Raw genomic sequence first — 17,850 nt, 5'->3', positions numbered from 1 at the left:
GGTGGCGTCCTCCTTTCAATCCGCTCGTTGCGTGAGCTGTTTTGCTGCGGCGGCGATGGCCGCCGGCGTAATGCCGAATTCGCGGTAGAGCACGTCGGCCGGCGCGGACGCGCCGAAGCCGGTCATGCCGACGAATACGCCGTCGCTGCCGAGCCAGCGGGCCCAATCGCCCTCGACGGCGGCTTCGACGCCGACGCGCGGCGCGCTGCCCAGCACCTGGGCGCGATAATCGCGCGGCTGCTGGCGGAACAGGTCGAAGCACGGGGCCGAGACCACCGCGGCCTTCACCCCTGCTTCCGCCAGCAGCTTTGCGGCTTCGAGCGCGATCGACACCTCCGAACCCGTTGCAATCAGGGTGACGTCACGCCCGAAGGCCGGCTCGACGAGAACGTAGGCGCCGAGCGCGACCTGGTTGTCCTTGCTGCCGTCGCGCACCGTCGGCAGCGCCTGCCGCGACAGGCAGAGGATTGACGGCGAGGTCTCGGCCTTCAGCGCACAGTCCCAGGCTTCCGCCGTCTCGACCGCATCGGCCGGACGGAACACCAGCAGGTTCGGGATCGCCCGCAGCGCCGCCAGATGCTCGACCGGCTGGTGCGTCGGCCCGTCCTCGCCGAGCCCGATCGAATCGTGGGTCATCACATGGATGACGCGGATCCCCATCAGCGCCGCCAGGCGGATCGCCGGCCGGCTGTAATCGGCGAAGCTGAGGAAGGTGCCGCCATAGGGAATGAACCCGCCATGCAGCGCGATTCCGTTCATCGCCGCCGCCATGCCGTGCTCGCGGATGCCGTAATGGATATAGCCGCCGTCGAGCGTTTCCGGCCGCACCGAAACCTGCGACTTCGCCAGCGTCAGATTGGAGTGCGTGAGGTCGGCCGAGCCACCCAGGAGATTCGGCAAAGCCTCGGCGATCACGTCGATGACCTGCTGCGATGCCTGCCGCGTGGCGAGCTTCGGCCGCTCGGTCGCGAACCGTTCCACGAGCTTCGCCATCGCCTCGGCATAGGCGCAGGGCAACTTCCGGTTCAGCGCGTCGTGGAATGCAGACCGCTCGCCCTTATCCGCCTTGCAGGCGCTGCGCGAGCGCTCTATCCAGGCCCGTCGTGCGTCGCGGCCGCGACCGCCGAGCTCGCGCCACTCGGCCAGCACGGCATCGGGGACATCGAAGGCCGGATACGGCCAGCCCAGTGCGGCGCGGGTCTTCGCCGTCTCGTCAGCACCGAGCGGCGCGCCATGCACCTTCTCGCTGCCCTGCCGGTTCGGCGCGCCGAACCCGATCACCGTCCGGCAGGCGATCAACGACGGACGGTCGCTCGCGCGTGCCTGCCTGATCGCGGCAGAGATTGCCTGCGGATCGTGGCCGTCGATGCGGCAGACGTTCCAGCCGCTGGCCGCAAACCGCGCCGTCTGGTCATCCGAACAGGACAGCGAGGTGGCGCCGTCGATCGAGATCCGGTTGTCGTCGAACAGCACGATCAGCCGGTTCAGCCGCAGATGGCCGGCGAGCGAGATCGCCTCGTGGCTGAGGCCTTCCATCAGGCAGCCATCGCCGGCGATCACATAGGTGTAGTGATCGACCAGGTCGTCACCGAAGCGGGCGTTCATCAAGCGCTCGGCGAGCGCCATGCCGACCGCGGTCGCGATCCCCTGCCCGAGCGGCCCGGTCGTGGTCTCGACACCCGGCGTATGCCCGTACTCCGGATGACCAGGGGTTTGCGATCCCCATTGCCTGAAGGCCTTGAGCTGATCGAGCGTCATGCGCTCGTAGCCCGTCAGATAGAGCAGCGCATAGAGCAGCATCGAGCCGTGGCCCGCCGACAGCACGAAGCGGTCGCGGTCGGGCCAGGCCGGATCGGCCGGATCGAACTTCAGGAAGTCGGTGAACAGCACGGTCGCGACATCGGCCATGCCCATCGGCATGCCGGGATGGCCGGACTTCGCCTGCTCCACCGCGTCGATGGCGAGGAAGCGGATGGCGTTGGCCATCTCGTCATGGCTGATTTCGGGCCGGCTGGCAACGGACGCAAGTGCGGTCATATCGTTCGCCTCTTTCGTTCGATCAGTTGCAGGATCAGCGGGGTCAGGATGAGCTGCATCGCGAGATCGAGCTTGGCGCCATGAATCACGATCGAATTGGCGCGCGACATGAAGCTGTTGGGGATCATCGAGAGCAGATAGGGAAAGTCGATGCCGCGCGGGTTCTTCAGCCGGATCACGACCATCGATTCATCCGGGGTCGGGATCCAGCGCGCGATGAACGGGTTCGACGTGTCGACCGTCGGCACGCGCTGGAAGTTGATGTCGGTCTCGCTGAATTGCGGGCAGATATAGTTCACATAGTCTGGCATGCGGCGCAGGATGGTGTCGGTCACCGCCTCGGTGGAGTAGCCGCGATGGCTGCGGTCGCGATGCAGCTTCTGGATCCATTCTAGGTTGATGACAGGCACGACGCCGATCTTGAGGTCGGCGTGTTGCGCGACGTTCACCTTGTCGGTCACCACGGCGCCGTGCAGGCCCTCGTAGAACAGCAGGTCGGAATTCTCCGGGAGCGCTTCCCAGGCGGTGAAGGTGCCGGGCTTGGCGCCGTAGAGCCGCGACTCCTCCTCGTCATGCACATAGTGCCGCGTCGCTCCGGTGCCGGTCTCGGCATAGTCGCTGAACAGCTTCTCCAGCTCCTCGAACAGATTGGTCTCGGGGCTGAAATGGCTGAAATGCTTGTCGCCGCGCTCGGCCTTTTCCAACATCTGGCTGCGCATCTCGGCGCGGTCGTAGCGATGGAACGCGTCGCCCTCGATGTAGGCCGCGACAACATTCTCGCGGCGGAAGATGTTCTCGAACGTCTTCTTTACCGAGGTGGTGCCGGCGCCGGACGAGCCGGTGATCGAGATGATGGGATGTCGACGGGACATGCGCTCCCCCTCAGCGGAACAGGCCGCGCCGCGCGAACAGCGGGGCATCGCTGCTCTCGAACAACGGCTCGACGGTCAGGTGGATCGCATCGACGTCGCGCACGGCGCGCGCCGATCCCATGATCAGCGGCACGCGCTGATGCGGCGTACGTGCCGAAAGCTCGAGAATGCGCGAACGGCCGCTGGACGCGGCGCCGCCCGCCCATTCCATGATCAGCGCGATCGGATGCGCCTCGTAGAGCAGGCGCAGCCGGCCTTCGCGGTAGCCCTGCCGCGCATCCGCCGGATACAGGAACACGCCGCCGCGCATCAGGATGCGGTAGGCCTCGGCCACCAGCGAGCCGATCCAGCGCATGTTGAAATCCTGGCCGCGCTCGCCGTTCACGCCGGCAAGGCACTCGTCGATGTAGTTGCGCACCGGGCCGCTCCAGTGCCGCCGGTTCGAGGCGTTGATCGCAAATTCCGTCGCGTTCTGCGGCACCCGCAGGTCGCGCGCGGTCAGGACGAACTCACCGGTTCGCGGGTCGAGCGTGAAACAGTCGACGCACCGGTCGAGCGCCAGCACCAGCACGGTCTGCGGACCGTAGATGAAGCAGCCTGCAGCACATTGCGCCGTTCCGGGCTCGAAGAAGGTCGAGAGGATGTCGTTTCCCTTCGGCCGGATCGAGAAGATCGTGCCGATCGAGATGTTGTTTTCGAGATTGGCCGATCCATCCAGCGGATCGATCGCGACACAGAGCGGGGCATCGGGATCGAGCGTCTCCGGCAGCTCGACTTCCTCCGAGAGCACCGCGGCAACCGGCGCGGCGCGCAACGCCTCGCGCATCAGGCTGTCGGCGACGATGTCGATGGTCTTCTGACGATCGCCGTCGGGATTGGTGCCGCCGCTCTCGCCGCCGATGCCGGCGAGCGGGCCGGCGGCGATGATGCGCGACAGCTCGATCGCGGCGCCGGCAAGGGCTTCGATCACCGCAACGGTCGCGGCGCGCAACGGGTTGTGCTGCGTCGGCCACTCCAGATGGGCATGCAATGCAGGACGAATCTCCACCGGCCTCTCCCGTTGATCGCGCCCTCTGTCCCGAGGGGTCGAGAGGCGACCGCAGGGAGTCGCCTTGGCTGTATCAACGCGCGATTTGCCGAATTAGGGAAATTTCATTATCTTTGGTCTGGGCAAAGTATTTCTTATGGAGCTTGTGATGGCCGGGAACTTCTCGCGGGACCTCACCATCCGCCAACTGCGCGCGCTGTCGGCGGTGCACGCGGCGCGCTCGATCACGTCGGCGGCGAACCAGCTGAACCTGACGCAGCCGGCGGTGACGCTGCAGGTCCGCAACCTGCAGGCGCTCGCGGGATTGCCGCTGATCCAGCGCACCGGCGACGGCATGGCGCTGACCGATGCCGGCGCGCATGTGCTGGCGCTCATCGAGCGGATCGAGGCGGCGCTGAAGGACTGCGAGCAGTCGCTCGACATGATCGCAGGCCGCAGCGGCGGCCGCGTCGCGATGGGCGCGGTCTCGACAGCGAAATACTTCGTGCCGTTCGCGATCGCGGCGTTCTCGCGCCGCTTTCCCAAGATCGAGGTCACGCTCAGGATCGGCAACCGTGAAGAGATCCGCGACGCGCTGCGCGGCTACGATCTCGACATCGCGGTGATGGGCCGGCCGCCGGCCGATGTCGAAGTCGAGATGAAGCCGCTCGGTCGGCATCCGCACTTCATCATCGCCGCCCCCGATCATCGGCTGGCACGGCGACGGCATGTCGCGACATCGGAGCTCGCCAATGAAACCTTCATCACCCGTGAGCAGGGATCAGGCACGCGGATGCTGATGCAGCAATATTTCGAGCGGGTCGGATTGGAGCCGAAGCTCGGCATGGCGATGGACAGCAATGAGACCATCAAGCAGGCGGTCATGGCCGGGCTCGGCATCGCCTTCATTTCCCAGCACACGGTATTTCACGAACTGGAGGATGGCCGGCTGGTGGTGCTCAAGGTGAAGGGCCTGCCGATCGTCCGGCAGTGGCACGCAATCAGGCGCACCGACAAGATCCTGCTGCCGCCCGCGCAGGCCATGCTGGACTTCCTCGGCAAGGAGGGCTGGCGCTACCTGCCGAATTCGCGCTAGCCGCGCTGTCTCGATCGAGAAAATCGAGTTAACGCCGTATGTTAACCATTGAAGTTCCTGCGAACGCGTGCCACATCTTGATCGCGGTCACAGGGGGACGTATCCCTGCGAGGGAGGATGAACTGCAAAACCAGTCCCCGCCGATGCCTGACTTCAAGGCGTTATTCGAGGCGGCGCCCGGCCTCTATCTGGTGCTGACGCAGCCTGACTTCCGCATCGTGGCCGTAAGCGACGCCTATCTGCGCGCCACCAAGACCGAGCGCGCCGCGATCCTTGGGCGTGGGCTGTTCGAGGTATTTCCCGATAATCCGGACGATCCGGCCGCCGACGGGGTGCGCAACCTGCGCGCCTCGCTGGAACGCGTGGTCCAGTTCCGCCGCCCCGACACCATGTCGGTGCAGAAATACGATATCCGAAAGCCCGAGTCGGAGGGCGGCGGATTCGAGGAGCGCTACTGGAGCCCGCGCAATACGCCGGTGTTCGGGCCGAGCGGACAATTCAGCTACATCATCCATCGGGTGGAAGACGTCACCGGCTTTATTCAGCTGAAGCAGCGCGGCGCCGAGCAGGACAAGCTGACCGACCTGCTGCGCGAGCGCACCGAGCAGATGGAAGCTGAAATCTTCATGCGCGCGCGCGAGGTCGAGGCTGCCCGCGAGCAGCTCGAAGCCGAGCAGAAGCTGCGCCAGGTGCAGAAGATGGAGGCCGTCGGGCACCTCACCGGCGGCATCGCCCATGACTTCAACAACATCCTGACCGTCATCACCGGCCTGATCGACATCCTCGCCGAGGCCGTGGAACACGACGCCGCGCTGTCGTCGGTGACAAAGATGATCAGCGACGCCGCCTTTCGCGGCGCCGAGGTCACCAAGCATCTGCTGGCCTTCTCGCGCCAGCAGCCGCTGCAACCGCGTGAAGCCGACCTCAACACGCTGGTGCAGGACACCGCGCGGCTGCTGCGCCCGTCGCTCGGCGAGCAGATCGAGATCGATACCGCGCTCGAAGCAGACGCCTGGCCGGCCTTCATCGACCCCAACCACATGTCGACGGCACTGCTCAATCTCGCCCTCAATGCCCGCGATGCGATGCCCGACGGCGGCAAGCTGATGCTGGAGACCAGCAACGTCATCCTCGACGAAGTTTATGCCGCCGCCAATCTCGACGTGCGGGCGGGTGAATATGTGATGGTCGCGGTCAGCGACACCGGCGGCGGAATCCCGGAGGGAATCCGCGAAAAGGTGTTCGAGCCGTTCTTCACCACCAAGGACACCGGCAAGGGCACCGGCCTCGGGCTCAGCATGGTGTACGGCTTCATCAAGCAGTCCGACGGGCATCTCAAGATCTATTCCGAAGAGGGCCACGGCACGTCGATCAAGCTCTATCTGCCGCGCAGCATGGGCGACATGGTCGACGTCGAGCCGCCTGCTCCGGTCGACACGCGCGGTGGCCACGAATCCATCCTGGTCGTCGAGGACGATCCGCTGGTCCGCAACTATGTCAGCGCCCAGCTCGAGCAGCTTGGCTACCACACCATGGTCACCGCCAACGGCCCGGAAGCATTGGCTGCGGTCGAGAACGGTTTCGTCTGCGACGTGCTGTTCACCGACGTCATAATGTCCGGCGGCATGAACGGCCGGCAGGTGGCTGATGCCGTGATCGCCAAGCTGCCCTCGGTGCGCGTGCTCTTCACCTCCGGCTATACCGAGGACGCCATCATTCATCACGGCCGTCTCGACCCGGACGTCACGCTCTTGCCAAAACCCTACCGCAAGGCCGATCTCGCCCGCATGATCCGCCAAGTGCTGACCCAGCCTCCCGCTTCAGTGGTGGCGGCCAAGTGACGCGACCTGTAACGCGGCTTGCTCAGGGACCAAAGCTCGAGCGGCTCTGGATTTTCCAGGCGCCGCCGAGCAGGCTCAGCACATAGAGGGAATCGTAGACGCCGATCACCGAACCGTCCTCGCGGTAGCGCGTATAGCGGACGGCGTAGTGCGCCTTGGCCGGTGAGGACTGCACGAGCATGGTCTCGTTCCAGGCGCTGTGATGCCAGCGGTCCTGTTTGCGCAGCCGCTCGAACAGTTCCATCGGATTGTTGCCGGGCTGCTGATAGACCGTGACCACGCCGCCGGCGATCCGCACATGCGGGAAGTGCATCAGTGCGTCCATGGCCGCGGCGTCATAGCGGTTGAGCGCGGTCATCCAGCGCGTCAGCACATCCTCGCATGTCGCCTGGTCGTCGCGCGCAATCTGCGCCTCGACGGTGTAGGTCGCGGCCGGCTCCGGCATCACGCGCCTCCACTTTGTTTGTTGATCTGGTCGGCCGGCACGGCGCATCCGGACAGGAACAGCTTAGCACAGGCCTTGGCGCGCGCTTCGATCTCGCTGCGCGTCAGCACCGGCTTGTGCCCAAACATCACGTCGCGCTGCGGCTTGAACACGAGCATGCCGAGCAGCATGCCGGCTGCGGCTTCGGTGTCATCGAGCACGATCCGCTCTCGCCGCTGCTGGACGCCCAGCCAATTCGCCAGCGCGGCGATCGAGCGCTGCATGGCCTTTTCGTAGAACGTCTCGGCGATATCAGGGAATTTGTCGCTCTCGGCCAGGATGATCCGTTGCAGCGCGATCACCTCGGCATCGAGAATGAGCTCGGCGCAAGTCAGCAGCGCCGCCTCCAGCGCCGCCGCAACATTGCGGCCATCGCAGGCGCCGAGGTTCACGATGGACACGAACCGCTCCACCCGGTCGGTCACCATACCCTCGAACAGCGCCAGCTTGGTCGGGATCAAACGATAGAGCGTCTTGGTGGAGACGCCGGCGCGGCAGGCCACATCGGCGATGCTGGCCGCGGCGAAGCCGCGCTCCGAGAACTCACGCCGCGCGGCGTCGTAGATCAGTGCGCGTGTTTCGTCGTCGGAGCGAAGCTGCGGCCGCCCGCGGCCGCGCCGTTCCGGCGCCGGTGCGCTTTGCCCTGTCTCGTCCTTGTCGCTTCGGTTCATCCGCGAGCCATGCTTTTAGATGATGACTGTCATTCTATTGACAGTCCAAATATGGGCCTTATTTTGGAAAACATCAAGTTTCCTAATTATCCAGGGACGCTGAAATCGAAATTCCTACGGTTTCCCAGCGAGATAGAAGGATCAGGAGCACCTGCCATGAGCCAGCACGAAACGTCCTTCAAGGCCGAGAGCCAGGTTCCGGCCGAGACCGCCAAGCAGTTGATCGCGAATCCGGAGGCGGCCAAACCGCCCGCAGCCAAGGGCAAGCTTCGGCGCCTGCTGATGACCGGCGCGGCCCTCGCCCTGCTCGCGGGCGGCGCCTGGTACGGCTGGGATTACTGGACGGTCGGCCGCTTTCAGGTCTCGACCGACGACGCCTATGTGAAGGCCGACAACACCACGATCGCACCGAAGGTGTCGGGCTATCTCAGCGCGGTGCTGGTGGGCGACAACGAACATGTGCGCGCCGGCCAGATCCTGGCGCGGATCGACGAGCGCGATTTCAAGGTCGCGCTGGATCAGTCGAAGGCTGACGTCGCCGCCGCTGAAGCTGCGATCACCAGCAAACGCGCCCAGCTCGACGTGCAGCACTCGGTGATCGAGGCGGCGCGCGCGACGCTCGCGGTGGACACCGCGACGCAGACCTTCGCCGAGCAGGAGAACAAGCGCTACACCGACCTCGCCGGAACCGGCTACGGCAGCGTACAGAACGCGCAGCAGGCGCAGTCGCGCTACGCCAGCGCGCAGGCCGCCATCGCCCGCGACACCGCAAACCTTGCCTCCGCAGAGCGCCAGGTGGAGCTGCTCAAGGCCGAGATCGCCCAGGCGGTTGCGGCGTTGGGACGAGCCACAGCCCTGCAAAATCAAGCCGAGCTCAATCTCGGCTACACCACGATCACCGCGCCGATCGATGGCGTCGTCGGCAACCGCACCCTGCGCACCGGCCAGTTCGTCCAGGCCGGCACGCAACTGATGTCGCTGGTGCCGGCCACCGGCGCCTATGTGATCGCGAACTACAAGGAAACGCAGCTCACCAATGTCCGCAAGGGCCAGCCGGTCCAGATCGAAGTCGACATGTTCCCGGGACAGGTGGTGCGCGGCCACGTCGACAGCCTCGCGCCCGCCAGCGGCCAGGAATTCGCGCTGCTGCCGCCGGACAACGCCACCGGCAACTTCACCAAGGTGGTGCAGCGCATCCCGGTGAAGATCGTGCTCGACGCAACCAATGTCGACCTGCGGCCGGGCATGTCGGTGATTCCGTCCATCGCGACGCTGTCGCATCCCGCCGGGGACAATCCGCGTTCCAGCGCCTCGCCCAAGCTCGCTGTCGCCTCTTTCAAATAGGTGATGTCATGTCCGACCTCGCGCTCTCCTCCCCGGCTGCTGCGCCCCGCGCGGCAGCCGCAGCGGTCGATCCCAACCGCGCCAGCATGGCCGTCTGGATTTCCATCGTCGCCGCGATGATCGGCGCCTTCATGGCGATCCTCAATATCCAGATCACCAACGCCTCGCTTCTCAACATCGAGGGCGGCATCGGCACCGGCGTCGACAACGGCTCCTGGATCTCGACGTCCTATCTGATCGGCGAGATCGTGGTGATCCCGCTGACCGACTTTCTCAGCCGGGTGTTCTCGTTCCGCAAGATCATCATTGGCTTCGCCACCCTGTTTGCGATCTTCTCGGTCGCCTGTGCCTTCACCAACGACCTCCCCTCGATGATCGCGATGCGCGGCCTGCAGGGCTTCTTCGGCGGCGTGCTGATCCCGATGGCCTTCACGCTTGTCTTCACCAAGCTGCCGAAGGTGCAGCAACCGATCGGCCTTGCGATGTTCGCGCTCGCCGTGACGTTTGCCCCGGCGATCGGCCCGACCATCGGCGGCTACCTGACCGAGAATTACGGCTGGCAGACCATCTTCTTCGTCAACGTGATTCCGACCGCGGTGATGGTCATTACCCTTTCTCTCACCCTGGAACGCCAGCCGATGCAGCTCAATCTGCTGCGCGAGGGCGACTGGCTCGGCATCGCCACGATGGCGATTGGCCTCGCATCGCTGCAGGCCGTGCTCGAGGAAGGCAACAAGGACGACTGGTTCGGCTCGCCCTTCATCGTCAAGCTTGCGGTGATCGCCGCCGTCAGCCTGACCTTGTTCGTCTGGATCGAGCTCGTGGTCGAGAAGCCGTTGCTCCGGCTGCGGCTGTTGACTCAGCGCAGCTTCGGCTTTGGCACCATCTCGGCCGTGTTCGTCGGCTTTGCGCTGTTCGGCTCGGTCTATCTGCTGCCGGCCTATCTCGGCCAGGTGCAGCGCTACAATGCCGAGCAGATCGGCCAGGTGCTGGCCTGGACCGGCCTGCCGCAGCTGATCCTGATCCCGCTGGTACCGAAGCTGATGCAGCGTTTCGACGCGCGCTTCATCGCCTTCACCGGCATGATCCTGTTCGCGGTCTCATCCTTCATGAACATACAGATGTCACTCGATTACTCCGGCGACCAGTTCTTCGTCCCGAATATCGTCCGTGCCGTCGGCCAGGCGATCATGCTGGCGCCGCTGTCGGCCGTCAGCCTCGGCAGCGTTGCGCCGCAGGATGCGCCGGCTGCCTCCGGCATCTCCAACATGATGCGGAACCTCGGCGGCGCAATCGGCACGGCGTTGCTCGGGACCATCGTCACCAAGCGCGAGCAGTTCCACTCCAACATCATCGGCCAGTCCGTGCATCTGGGCCGCGAGGAGGTGCGCACCCGGATCGCCGAGGTCACCAACTACTTCCTCAGCCACGGCATCTCGGACCCCGCCACCGCACACAACCAGGCGATCGTGGCGATCGGCAATATCGTGAAGCGCCAGGCGCTGGTGCTCGGCTTCAGCGACGCCTTCGCGGTGATCGGCGTCGTGCTGGTGCTCGCCGCGATCGCGATCGTGCTGACCGGCAAGCCGAAGAATGTCGCCGGCGGCGGCGCGGCGCATTGATATCTCGGGCGGCGGCCGCAGGCCGTCGCCCTCCCCTAACTTGCCTCGCGCAGCTTGAAGCGTTGGATCTTCCCGGTCTGGGTCTTCGGCAGCGCGTCGACAAAAGAGATCGCGCGGGGATATTTGTACGGCGCGATCGTTGCCTTGACGTGATCCTGCAACGCCTTGACCTCGGCATCGTCGCTGCGCGCGCCCTGCTTCAGCACGATGAAGGCCGAGACGATCTGTCCGCGCTCCTCGTCGGGTGCGCCGATGACAGCGCATTCCGCGACATCGGGATGTCCGAGCAGCGCCGCCTCGACCTCGGGACCGGCGATGTTGTAACCGGCCGAGATGATCATGTCGTCGGCGCGCGCCACGAACGACAGCCGGCCGTTCTCGTCGCTGACAAAGGCATCGCCGGTGATGTTCCAGCCATCGCGGACATATTTGGTTTGCCGGGAGTCGGCGAGATAACGGCAGCCGGTCGGGCCGCGCACCGCCAGCTTGCCGACCTGGCCCGGCGGCAATTCGTTCATGTCTTCGTCGACGATCTTCGCCTGGTAGCCGGCCACAGGCGTGCCCGTGGTGCCGGCGACGGCGCTGCCGGTGCGGTTGGTGATGAAGATGTGCAGCAGCTCCGTGCTGCCGATGCCGTCGAGGATCGGCTTGCCGGTCTTCCTGGTCCAGCTCTCGAACACCGGCGCCGGCAGCGTCTCGCCGGCCGAGACGGCGAGCCGGAGCGACGACAGATCGGCGCCCTTGTCCATCGCGGCCATCATCGCCCGATAGGCGGTCGGCGCGGTGAAGCAGATCGTGGCCTTGTAGGTCTCGATGATCCGGATCATCTCGCTCGGCGCCGCGTTCTCCAGCAATGTCGCGGTGGCGCCGAAGCGCAGCGGGAAGATCGCGAGCCCGCCAAGGCCAAATGTAAATGCAAGCGGCGGCGAGCCGACGAACACGTCGTCCGGCGTCACCTTGAGCACTTCCCTGGCATAGCCGTCCGCGACAATCAGGAGATCGCGATGGAAATGCATCGTCGCCTTGGGTTCGCCCGTGGTGCCCGACGTGAAGCCGAGCAGCGCGACATCGTCGCGGCCGGTCTTCACCGCATCGAACTTGACCGGCTTGTTCAGCGCGATCCGGTCGAGCTCGGCATCGTGGTTTTGCGTGCCGTCGAAATTGACGACCTGCTTGAGGAATTTGCTGGTCTTGGCGCAAGCCACCAGTTCGTCCGCGATGCGGCTGTCGGTCAGCGCCAGCGCAATCTCGGCCTTGTCGACGATCTTGGCGAGCTCACCGGCGCGCAGCATCGGCATCGTGTTGACGACGACGGCGCCAGCCTTGGTGGCGGCGAGCCACGCCGCGACCAGCGCCGGATTGTTGCCCGAGCGGATCAGGACGCGATTGCCGGGCTTGACGCCGTAGTTCTCCACCAACGCATGAGCCAGGCGGTTCGACCAGTCGGTCAATTCCTTGTAGGTGCGCTGGCGGCCGTTGCCGATCAGCGCGATGCGATCGCCCATCCCCTGCTCGACGATGCGGTCGGTCAGTTCGACCGCGGCGTTGAGATAATCGGGATATTGGAATTCGGGCCGGTCGAGCAGCAGCTGCGGCCACTGCGCTGATGGCGGCAGGTTGCGCCGCGCGAAATCGTCGACATGCCCGGATGGGCCGAGCCCGGGAAATTCACCTGACATTCGATTGCCCCTCGCTTTCCGTCCAGAAAGGCCAAGACCAACATCGAGATCAACATCGAGAAGACCAGTATCGAGGACGCCCGGCAGCGTCCCGATCGCCAATCATTTTATACTTAAAATAATTTGGCGCAAGGGTAGATATCGCGTGGAAACTGCGTCGCCCCGCAAACCTCAGATTTGTGTGAGCTGCTTCAGCCGCGCGACCATCTCCGACTCCGGGTCGGCGAGCGGTGCGATCGCGGTGAAATGATTGGCATTGGGCACGGTGCCGAACCGTGTCGCCACACCCGCGCTGCCCCAGACATCGGCGATGGTCCGGCTCTGCCGGTGATATTCGGCGCTCTCGGCGCCGCCAACCACCGCATCGAGCGTCGCACCGCTGGGCGCTTTCCAGAGCAGCGGGCTCACCGCCCTTGCTGCGTCGCGGTCGAGGCCAAGTGCCTTGTTGATGGAGGTGCCGACCAGCGGCTCGAGCTCGAACAGGCCGGAGATCGCGTAAGCAGCCCTGACCAGATCCGTCGGCAGCGACGCATCGTAGGCCTGCCAATCGGTGGCAAGCATGCATGCGGCAAGATGCCCGCCCGCGGAGTGCCCTGACATGACCAGCGGCCGGCCGAACTTGGCCAGCTCGCACGACGCCGCGCGCATCTCGCAGATGATGTCGGCAATCGTGACATTGGGACAAAGGTCGTAACTCGGCACCGCGACGCTGATGCCGTGGCCATTGAGGCCCCGCGCGCAGTGGCTCGACGACGAGCCGTCAAGCGCCTGCCAATAGCCGCCGTGGATGAACACGACGAGCGGCCCGTCGCTGCTCCCCTCAAAGAGATCGATGACGTTGCGGCCGCCCGGCCCATAGGTCAGGCGCCGCGGCGGATGTTGCTCGCGATAGGCCGCGGAGTCCCTCGCCCAACCGGCCATCAACGCGGGATTCTCCGGCACCCTTGCCCGGTTGTTGTATTCCACCTCGTAGTCGATCTCGCTCACGGCTTAAGCGGTCCTCGCCTTGGCGGAGCGCTGGGCCGACCCCTTGGCCTTGGCAAGCAGCCGCATCAGTTCGCGAATATCCTTCGGCGACAGGTCGCCGAAGATATCGGCGATCCATTTCTCGTGCTCGGCCGCCATCTTGCGGAACTCGGCGCGGCCGAGCTTGGTCAGCCGGATGAACTGCACGCGGCGATCGGTCTCCGAGGTGCGGCGATCGAGATGGCCGGACTCGACCAGTCGCTCGACCAGCCCGGTGACGTTGCCGTTCGACACCATCATCCGCTTCGACAGGTCCGACAGCGTCATGCCGTCAGACACCTTGTCGAGCTGGGCCATCAGGTCGAAGCGCGGCAGCGTGACATCGAACTTCTCACGCAATTGGCTGCGTACCTCGCCTTCGATCAGCGTGGTGCAGGTCAAGAGCCGCAGCCACAGCCTGAGCTCGGTGCCGTGATCGTCGGGGAGTTCGACGGCTTTGGTTTCGGAATCGAGGTTCATGCAGCGATCGTGCCTCCGCGCCGGGTTTCGGTCGGACCGATTGCTTTGAGCTTCAAGCAATTCGCGCCGCCCCGCAAGGACAAATGCGAATCCCGCCCGATACGCGCGCGGCCGATCCTGCAATTTCTTTAAACTTCAAGCAATTGGCGCGGTGCTTGCATGTGCAGCGCCTGCATGATGCGCGGCGATCGCCCTGACGCAATGCCACATCGCTTGCAGCGGTCGCGCGCGTCAGACTAAGCTGAGGTCAATGAGGCCGAGACAGGGCAACAAGCCGGTGGTTGGGGGAGAGACATGAAACGATTGACGAAGCTCGCGGGATTGGCGGCGCTGCTGGGTATCGCGGTGACCCCGGCGACCGCGCAGGAGAAGATCAAGATCGGCGTGCTGGTGACGACCTCGGGACCAGCCGCGGCGCTTGGCCAGCAGGTTCGCGACGGTTTTGCGCTCGCGGTCAAGGACCTCGGCGGCAAGATGGCCGGCCGCGAGGTCGAGATCGTCAACGCCGACGATGAGCTGAAGCCCGACGCTGCCGTGGTCAAGGTGCGCGGCCTGCTCGAGCGCGACAAGGTCGATTTCGTGGTCGGTCCGATCTTCTCCAACATCCTGCAGGCGATCCACCGCCCGGTCACCGACAGCAAGACCTTCCTGATCAGCCCGAATGCCGGCCCCTCCAGCTACGCCGGCAAGGAGTGCAACCCGTTCTTCTACGTGACGTCGTACCAGAACGACCAGGTGCACGAGGTCCTCGGCAAGGTGGCGCAGGACCGCAGCTACAAGCGCGTCTATCTGCTGGTGCCGAACTATCAGGCCGGCCGCGATTCCGTCGCCGGCTTCAAGCTCGACTACAAGGGCGAGATCGTCGAGGAATCCTACACGCCGATGAACACGCTGGATTTCCAGCCCGAACTCTCCAAGATCGCCTCGCTGAAGCCCGACGCGCTGTTCACCTTCATGCCAGGCGGCATGGGCGTGAACCTCGTGAAGCAGTACAAGCAGGCCGGCGCGACCGTGCCGGTGCTCTCCGCCTTCACCGTCGACGAATCCACCCTGCCCGCGCAGCAGGACGCCGCCGTCGGCATGTTCGGCGGCGCGAACTGGGCACCCGATCTCGACAATCCCCAGAGCAAGAAGTTCGTCACGGCCTATGAGGCGGCCTACAAGGGCGTGCCCGGCACTTACGCCATGCAGGCCTATGACGCAGCGCTGTTGATCGATAGCGCGGTCAAGGCCGTGAAGGGCGACCTCTCCAACAAGGACGCGGTTGCAGCGGCGCTGAAGAAGGCCGATTTCACCTCGCTGCGCGGTAACTTCAAGTTCAACAACAACGGCTATCCGATCCAGGATTTCTACCTCACCAAGGTCGCTAAGCGACCGGACGGCAAGTTCCAGACCGAGATCGTCGAGAAGGTGTTCTCGAACTATGGCGACCGCTACGCCAAGGACTGCGCGGCCAAGTAACTCAGAAGAGGACGTACAAACATGAAAGACGAGATCGCCGGCATCACCCGCGCCAACGAAGGCATGCAAGGGATTTCCTGGAGCATCCTCGGCCAGACCTATGTGCCGAAGAGCCGTACCGAGCATTCGTTCTCCTGGCACGCCACCTTCCCGCCCGGCACCTTCGTCCCGCCGCACATCCATCCCGACCAGGACGAGTATCTCTACATCCTCGAGGGCAAGCTCGACTTCATGCTCGACGGCGCCGATGAATCAGCCACGCCCGGCGACCTGGTGCGCCTGCCGGCGGGCAAGCCGCACGGCATCTTCAACAAGTCACAGCAGCCGGCGAAGACATTGTTCTGGGTATCGCCGACGCGCAGGCTCTACGACCTGTTCTGGGCGATCCACAACATGAAGGAGCAGAACCCGGACGACGTGGTGCGGCTCGCCGCCGAGCACAACATCCACTTCCTGCCGCCGCCTCCGGCGTAAGCTCGGCGGCGACCTCGCTCCCGTCATCCTGAGGAGCGGCCACTTGGCCTCGTCTCGAAGGATGAATCGGCCCGGCTGGTGGCCGTCGACCCATCGAGACGGCCGCGCTGCGACCTCCTCCAGCGACAACGGCGAAGCCGTTGCGCGGGGGTGACGGAGACGCAGCGCAATCTCTCCCCTCGTCGTCCCGGCTTTCGCCGGGACGACATCGAGTATGTTGCGTCATCGAGAGAGATACATTCACGGTCTCTCGGGGTGACGGATGGGACGTTATCCCCTAACCGTGAGGGGCCAAAGTCTCCCGGTGTGTCTTTTACTGCCGCGCCACCACACGCGCGGCGAAGCCGGCCTTCGCGGCATAGCCGCGCACGATCGCCTCGCGTGCCTCGTAGTTGAGAATGGTGTCGACGTCGGTAAAGCCCTGCGGCGCGAGCTGCTCGACGGCGTCGATCACGCCCTCCGGCCCGCCGCGGCGGTTGGAGGCGACGATGTCGGCGGTCATCGGCAACCGCTGCCGCTCATAGGCCGCCAGCGCCTGGCGCGGATGCTCGGCCCGCGCCAGCATGTCGGCGAGGCACCGCGCATCGAGAATGGCCTGCGACGCGCCGTTCGAGCCGACCGGATACATCGGATGCGCGGCATCGCCGAGCAGCGTGACGCGGCCGCTCGACCAATAGGGCAGCGGATCGCGGTCGCAGCACGGATACTCCCAGAATTCCGGCGTCGCGTTGATCAGGCCGGCGAAGTCGACCTGCGGGATGGTGAAACCAGTGACATAGGGCATCATCTCGTCGCGCCGGCCGAGATTGGACCAGCCCTCGCGCCGCGGCGGCGGCGAGGAGCCATCGCCGATCCGCACCAGCACCGCCCAATTGGTGAGGCGGCTTGCCGGGCTCGAGCCGGGCGCGATCGGATAGATCACGGCCTTGGCGTTCAGCCCACCGGCGATGATCATCGAGCGCCCCGTCAGGAAGGCCGGCCAATCGGTCGCGCCGCGCCACAGCATCAGCCCGTTCCAGCACGGGCCGCCTTCATCCGGAAACAGCGTCTGCCGCACCTTGGAATGGATGCCGTCGGCGCCGATCAGGATGTCGCCACGCGCGGTGTGCACATGGCTGCCGCTGCGATCGAAGAAGTAGGCGGACACGCCGCCCTCGTCCTGCGTGAAGGAACCGAGCCGGCAGCCGGTGCGGATCGCATCCGCGCCGAGCCGGTCGATCACCGCCTGATGGATCACGCCCTGCAGGCGGCCGCGATGAACAGAGAATTGCGGCACGTCGTGGCCGGCATCGAGCCCGCGCTTCTCGTGCCAGACCTGTTGGCCATGCCGCGTCAAATAGAACAGCTCAAAGGTGCGGATCGCGACCTCGTCGAGTCTGTCGAGCAGACCGAGCCCCGCCAGCTCGCGGATCGCATGCGGCAGTGTGTTGATGCCGACGCCGAGCTCACGGATCGTCTCCGATTGCTCGTACAGCTCGCAACTGATACCGCGCGAGCGCAGCATCAGCGCAGTGGTGAGGCCTCCGATTCCGCCTCCGACGATAATCGCCTTCATCGTCCCTTACTCCACTCACAACAGGACGCTTTTACGCTTTCGGCTAGGGTCGCACGCCCCGTTGTCCGGCCGCAAGCGGGTTTGTTGCCCGGGACTTGGGCCGGCCCGCGATGATTGGGCTTAGGCTTAACATTGCTTCAGCATATTCCCATCCATGCCCGTCACCCTGAGGAACGCGCGTCTCGAAGGGTCGACGGCCACC

At 65.1% G+C, this 17,850-nt stretch carries 15 protein-coding genes; 6 read left to right on the top strand and 9 right to left on the bottom strand.

What is annotated here, in order from left to right; all coding sequences use genetic code 11:
- Nucleotides 1–15: 15 nt before the first annotated feature.
- From tkt to CO675_RS04620, 3 genes are read right to left on the bottom strand one after another with little or no spacing between them, the layout of a single operon-like run.
- A complete protein-coding gene (tkt, locus tag CO675_RS04630; RefSeq protein WP_097670779.1) occupies nucleotides 16–2,037 on the bottom strand; it encodes a transketolase in 2,022 nt (673 codons plus the stop codon).
- Complete coding sequence (locus CO675_RS04625) at nucleotides 2,034–2,909, bottom strand: phosphoribulokinase (RefSeq protein ID WP_097670778.1); 876 nt, start codon at nucleotides 2,907–2,909, stop codon at nucleotides 2,034–2,036. The genes tkt and CO675_RS04625 overlap by 4 nt, the downstream gene beginning before the upstream one ends.
- A 10-nt stretch (nucleotides 2,910–2,919) precedes the next feature.
- Entirely contained in the window at nucleotides 2,920–3,939 is a 1,020-nt protein-coding gene (locus CO675_RS04620; RefSeq protein WP_097670777.1) for a class 1 fructose-bisphosphatase, read from the bottom strand.
- 166 nt (nucleotides 3,940–4,105) lie between these two features.
- On the opposite strand from CO675_RS04620, the gene CO675_RS04615 reads away from it, so the two are divergent.
- Complete coding sequence (locus tag CO675_RS04615) at nucleotides 4,106–5,032, top strand: LysR family transcriptional regulator (RefSeq protein ID WP_097670932.1); 927 nt, start codon at nucleotides 4,106–4,108, stop codon at nucleotides 5,030–5,032.
- Nucleotides 5,033–5,175: 143 nt separating this feature from the next.
- Entirely contained in the window at nucleotides 5,176–6,873 is a 1,698-nt protein-coding gene (locus CO675_RS04610; RefSeq protein ID WP_097670776.1) for an ATP-binding protein, read from the top strand.
- Between the two features lie 22 nt (nucleotides 6,874–6,895).
- Here CO675_RS04610 and CO675_RS04605 read toward each other — a convergent pair whose 3' ends face one another.
- The gene (locus CO675_RS04605) at nucleotides 6,896–7,318 is read right to left on the bottom strand and encodes a DUF6841 family protein (protein ID WP_097670775.1); all 423 of its coding nucleotides are present in this window, start codon (nucleotides 7,316–7,318) and stop codon (nucleotides 6,896–6,898) included.
- Nucleotides 7,318–8,028, bottom strand: a complete 711-nt coding sequence (locus tag CO675_RS04600; protein ID WP_097670774.1) for a TetR/AcrR family transcriptional regulator — start codon at nucleotides 8,026–8,028, stop codon at nucleotides 7,318–7,320. Before CO675_RS04600 ends, CO675_RS04605 begins: the two co-directional genes overlap by 1 nt.
- Before the next feature lie 156 nt (nucleotides 8,029–8,184).
- Here CO675_RS04600 and CO675_RS04595 point away from each other — a divergent pair, with 156 nt between their 5' ends.
- On the top strand, nucleotides 8,185–9,372 hold the full coding sequence (locus tag CO675_RS04595) for an HlyD family secretion protein (protein WP_097670773.1): 1,188 nt from the start codon (nucleotides 8,185–8,187) through the stop codon (nucleotides 9,370–9,372).
- A gap of 86 nt (nucleotides 9,373–9,458) precedes the next feature.
- Nucleotides 9,459–10,994 (top strand): DHA2 family efflux MFS transporter permease subunit, encoded by a 1,536-nt coding sequence (locus tag CO675_RS04590; RefSeq protein WP_198964488.1) that lies wholly within the window; start codon nucleotides 9,459–9,461, stop codon nucleotides 10,992–10,994.
- A 35-nt stretch (nucleotides 10,995–11,029) separates the two neighbouring features.
- Here the strand turns inward: CO675_RS04590 and CO675_RS04585 are convergent, their stop codons facing one another.
- The 3 genes from CO675_RS04585 to CO675_RS04575 all read right to left on the bottom strand — a co-directional run bounded on the left by CO675_RS04585 (nucleotide 11,030) and on the right by CO675_RS04575 (nucleotide 14,158).
- Entirely contained in the window at nucleotides 11,030–12,673 is a 1,644-nt protein-coding gene (locus CO675_RS04585; protein ID WP_097670772.1) for a benzoate-CoA ligase family protein, read from the bottom strand.
- Nucleotides 12,674–12,844: 171 nt separating this feature from the next.
- On the bottom strand, nucleotides 12,845–13,660 hold the full coding sequence (locus tag CO675_RS04580; RefSeq protein WP_097670771.1) for an alpha/beta hydrolase: 816 nt from the start codon (nucleotides 13,658–13,660) through the stop codon (nucleotides 12,845–12,847).
- Nucleotides 13,661–13,663: 3 nt separating this feature from the next.
- Complete coding sequence (locus tag CO675_RS04575; RefSeq protein ID WP_097670770.1) at nucleotides 13,664–14,158, bottom strand: MarR family winged helix-turn-helix transcriptional regulator; 495 nt, start codon at nucleotides 14,156–14,158, stop codon at nucleotides 13,664–13,666.
- A 294-nt stretch (nucleotides 14,159–14,452) separates the two neighbouring features.
- Here CO675_RS04575 and CO675_RS04570 point away from each other — a divergent pair, with 294 nt between their 5' ends.
- Entirely contained in the window at nucleotides 14,453–15,619 is a 1,167-nt protein-coding gene (locus tag CO675_RS04570) for an ABC transporter substrate-binding protein (protein WP_097670769.1), read from the top strand.
- 21 nt (nucleotides 15,620–15,640) lie between these two features.
- Entirely contained in the window at nucleotides 15,641–16,093 is a 453-nt protein-coding gene (locus tag CO675_RS04565; RefSeq protein ID WP_097670768.1) for a cupin domain-containing protein, read from the top strand.
- Nucleotides 16,094–16,406: 313 nt separating this feature from the next.
- On the opposite strand, the gene CO675_RS04560 is transcribed toward CO675_RS04565, so the two are convergent.
- Nucleotides 16,407–17,648 carry a flavin-dependent oxidoreductase gene (locus CO675_RS04560; RefSeq protein ID WP_097670767.1) on the bottom strand — a complete coding sequence of 414 codons (1,242 nt, stop codon included), beginning with the start codon at nucleotides 17,646–17,648 and terminating at the stop codon, nucleotides 16,407–16,409.
- Nucleotides 17,649–17,850: the final 202 nt, after the last annotated feature.

The organism is Bradyrhizobium sp. C9, from assembly GCF_002532045.1.
Classification (GTDB): Bacteria; Pseudomonadota; Alphaproteobacteria; order Rhizobiales; family Xanthobacteraceae; genus Bradyrhizobium.
This window is presented reverse-complemented; position numbering and strand designations above follow the sequence as displayed.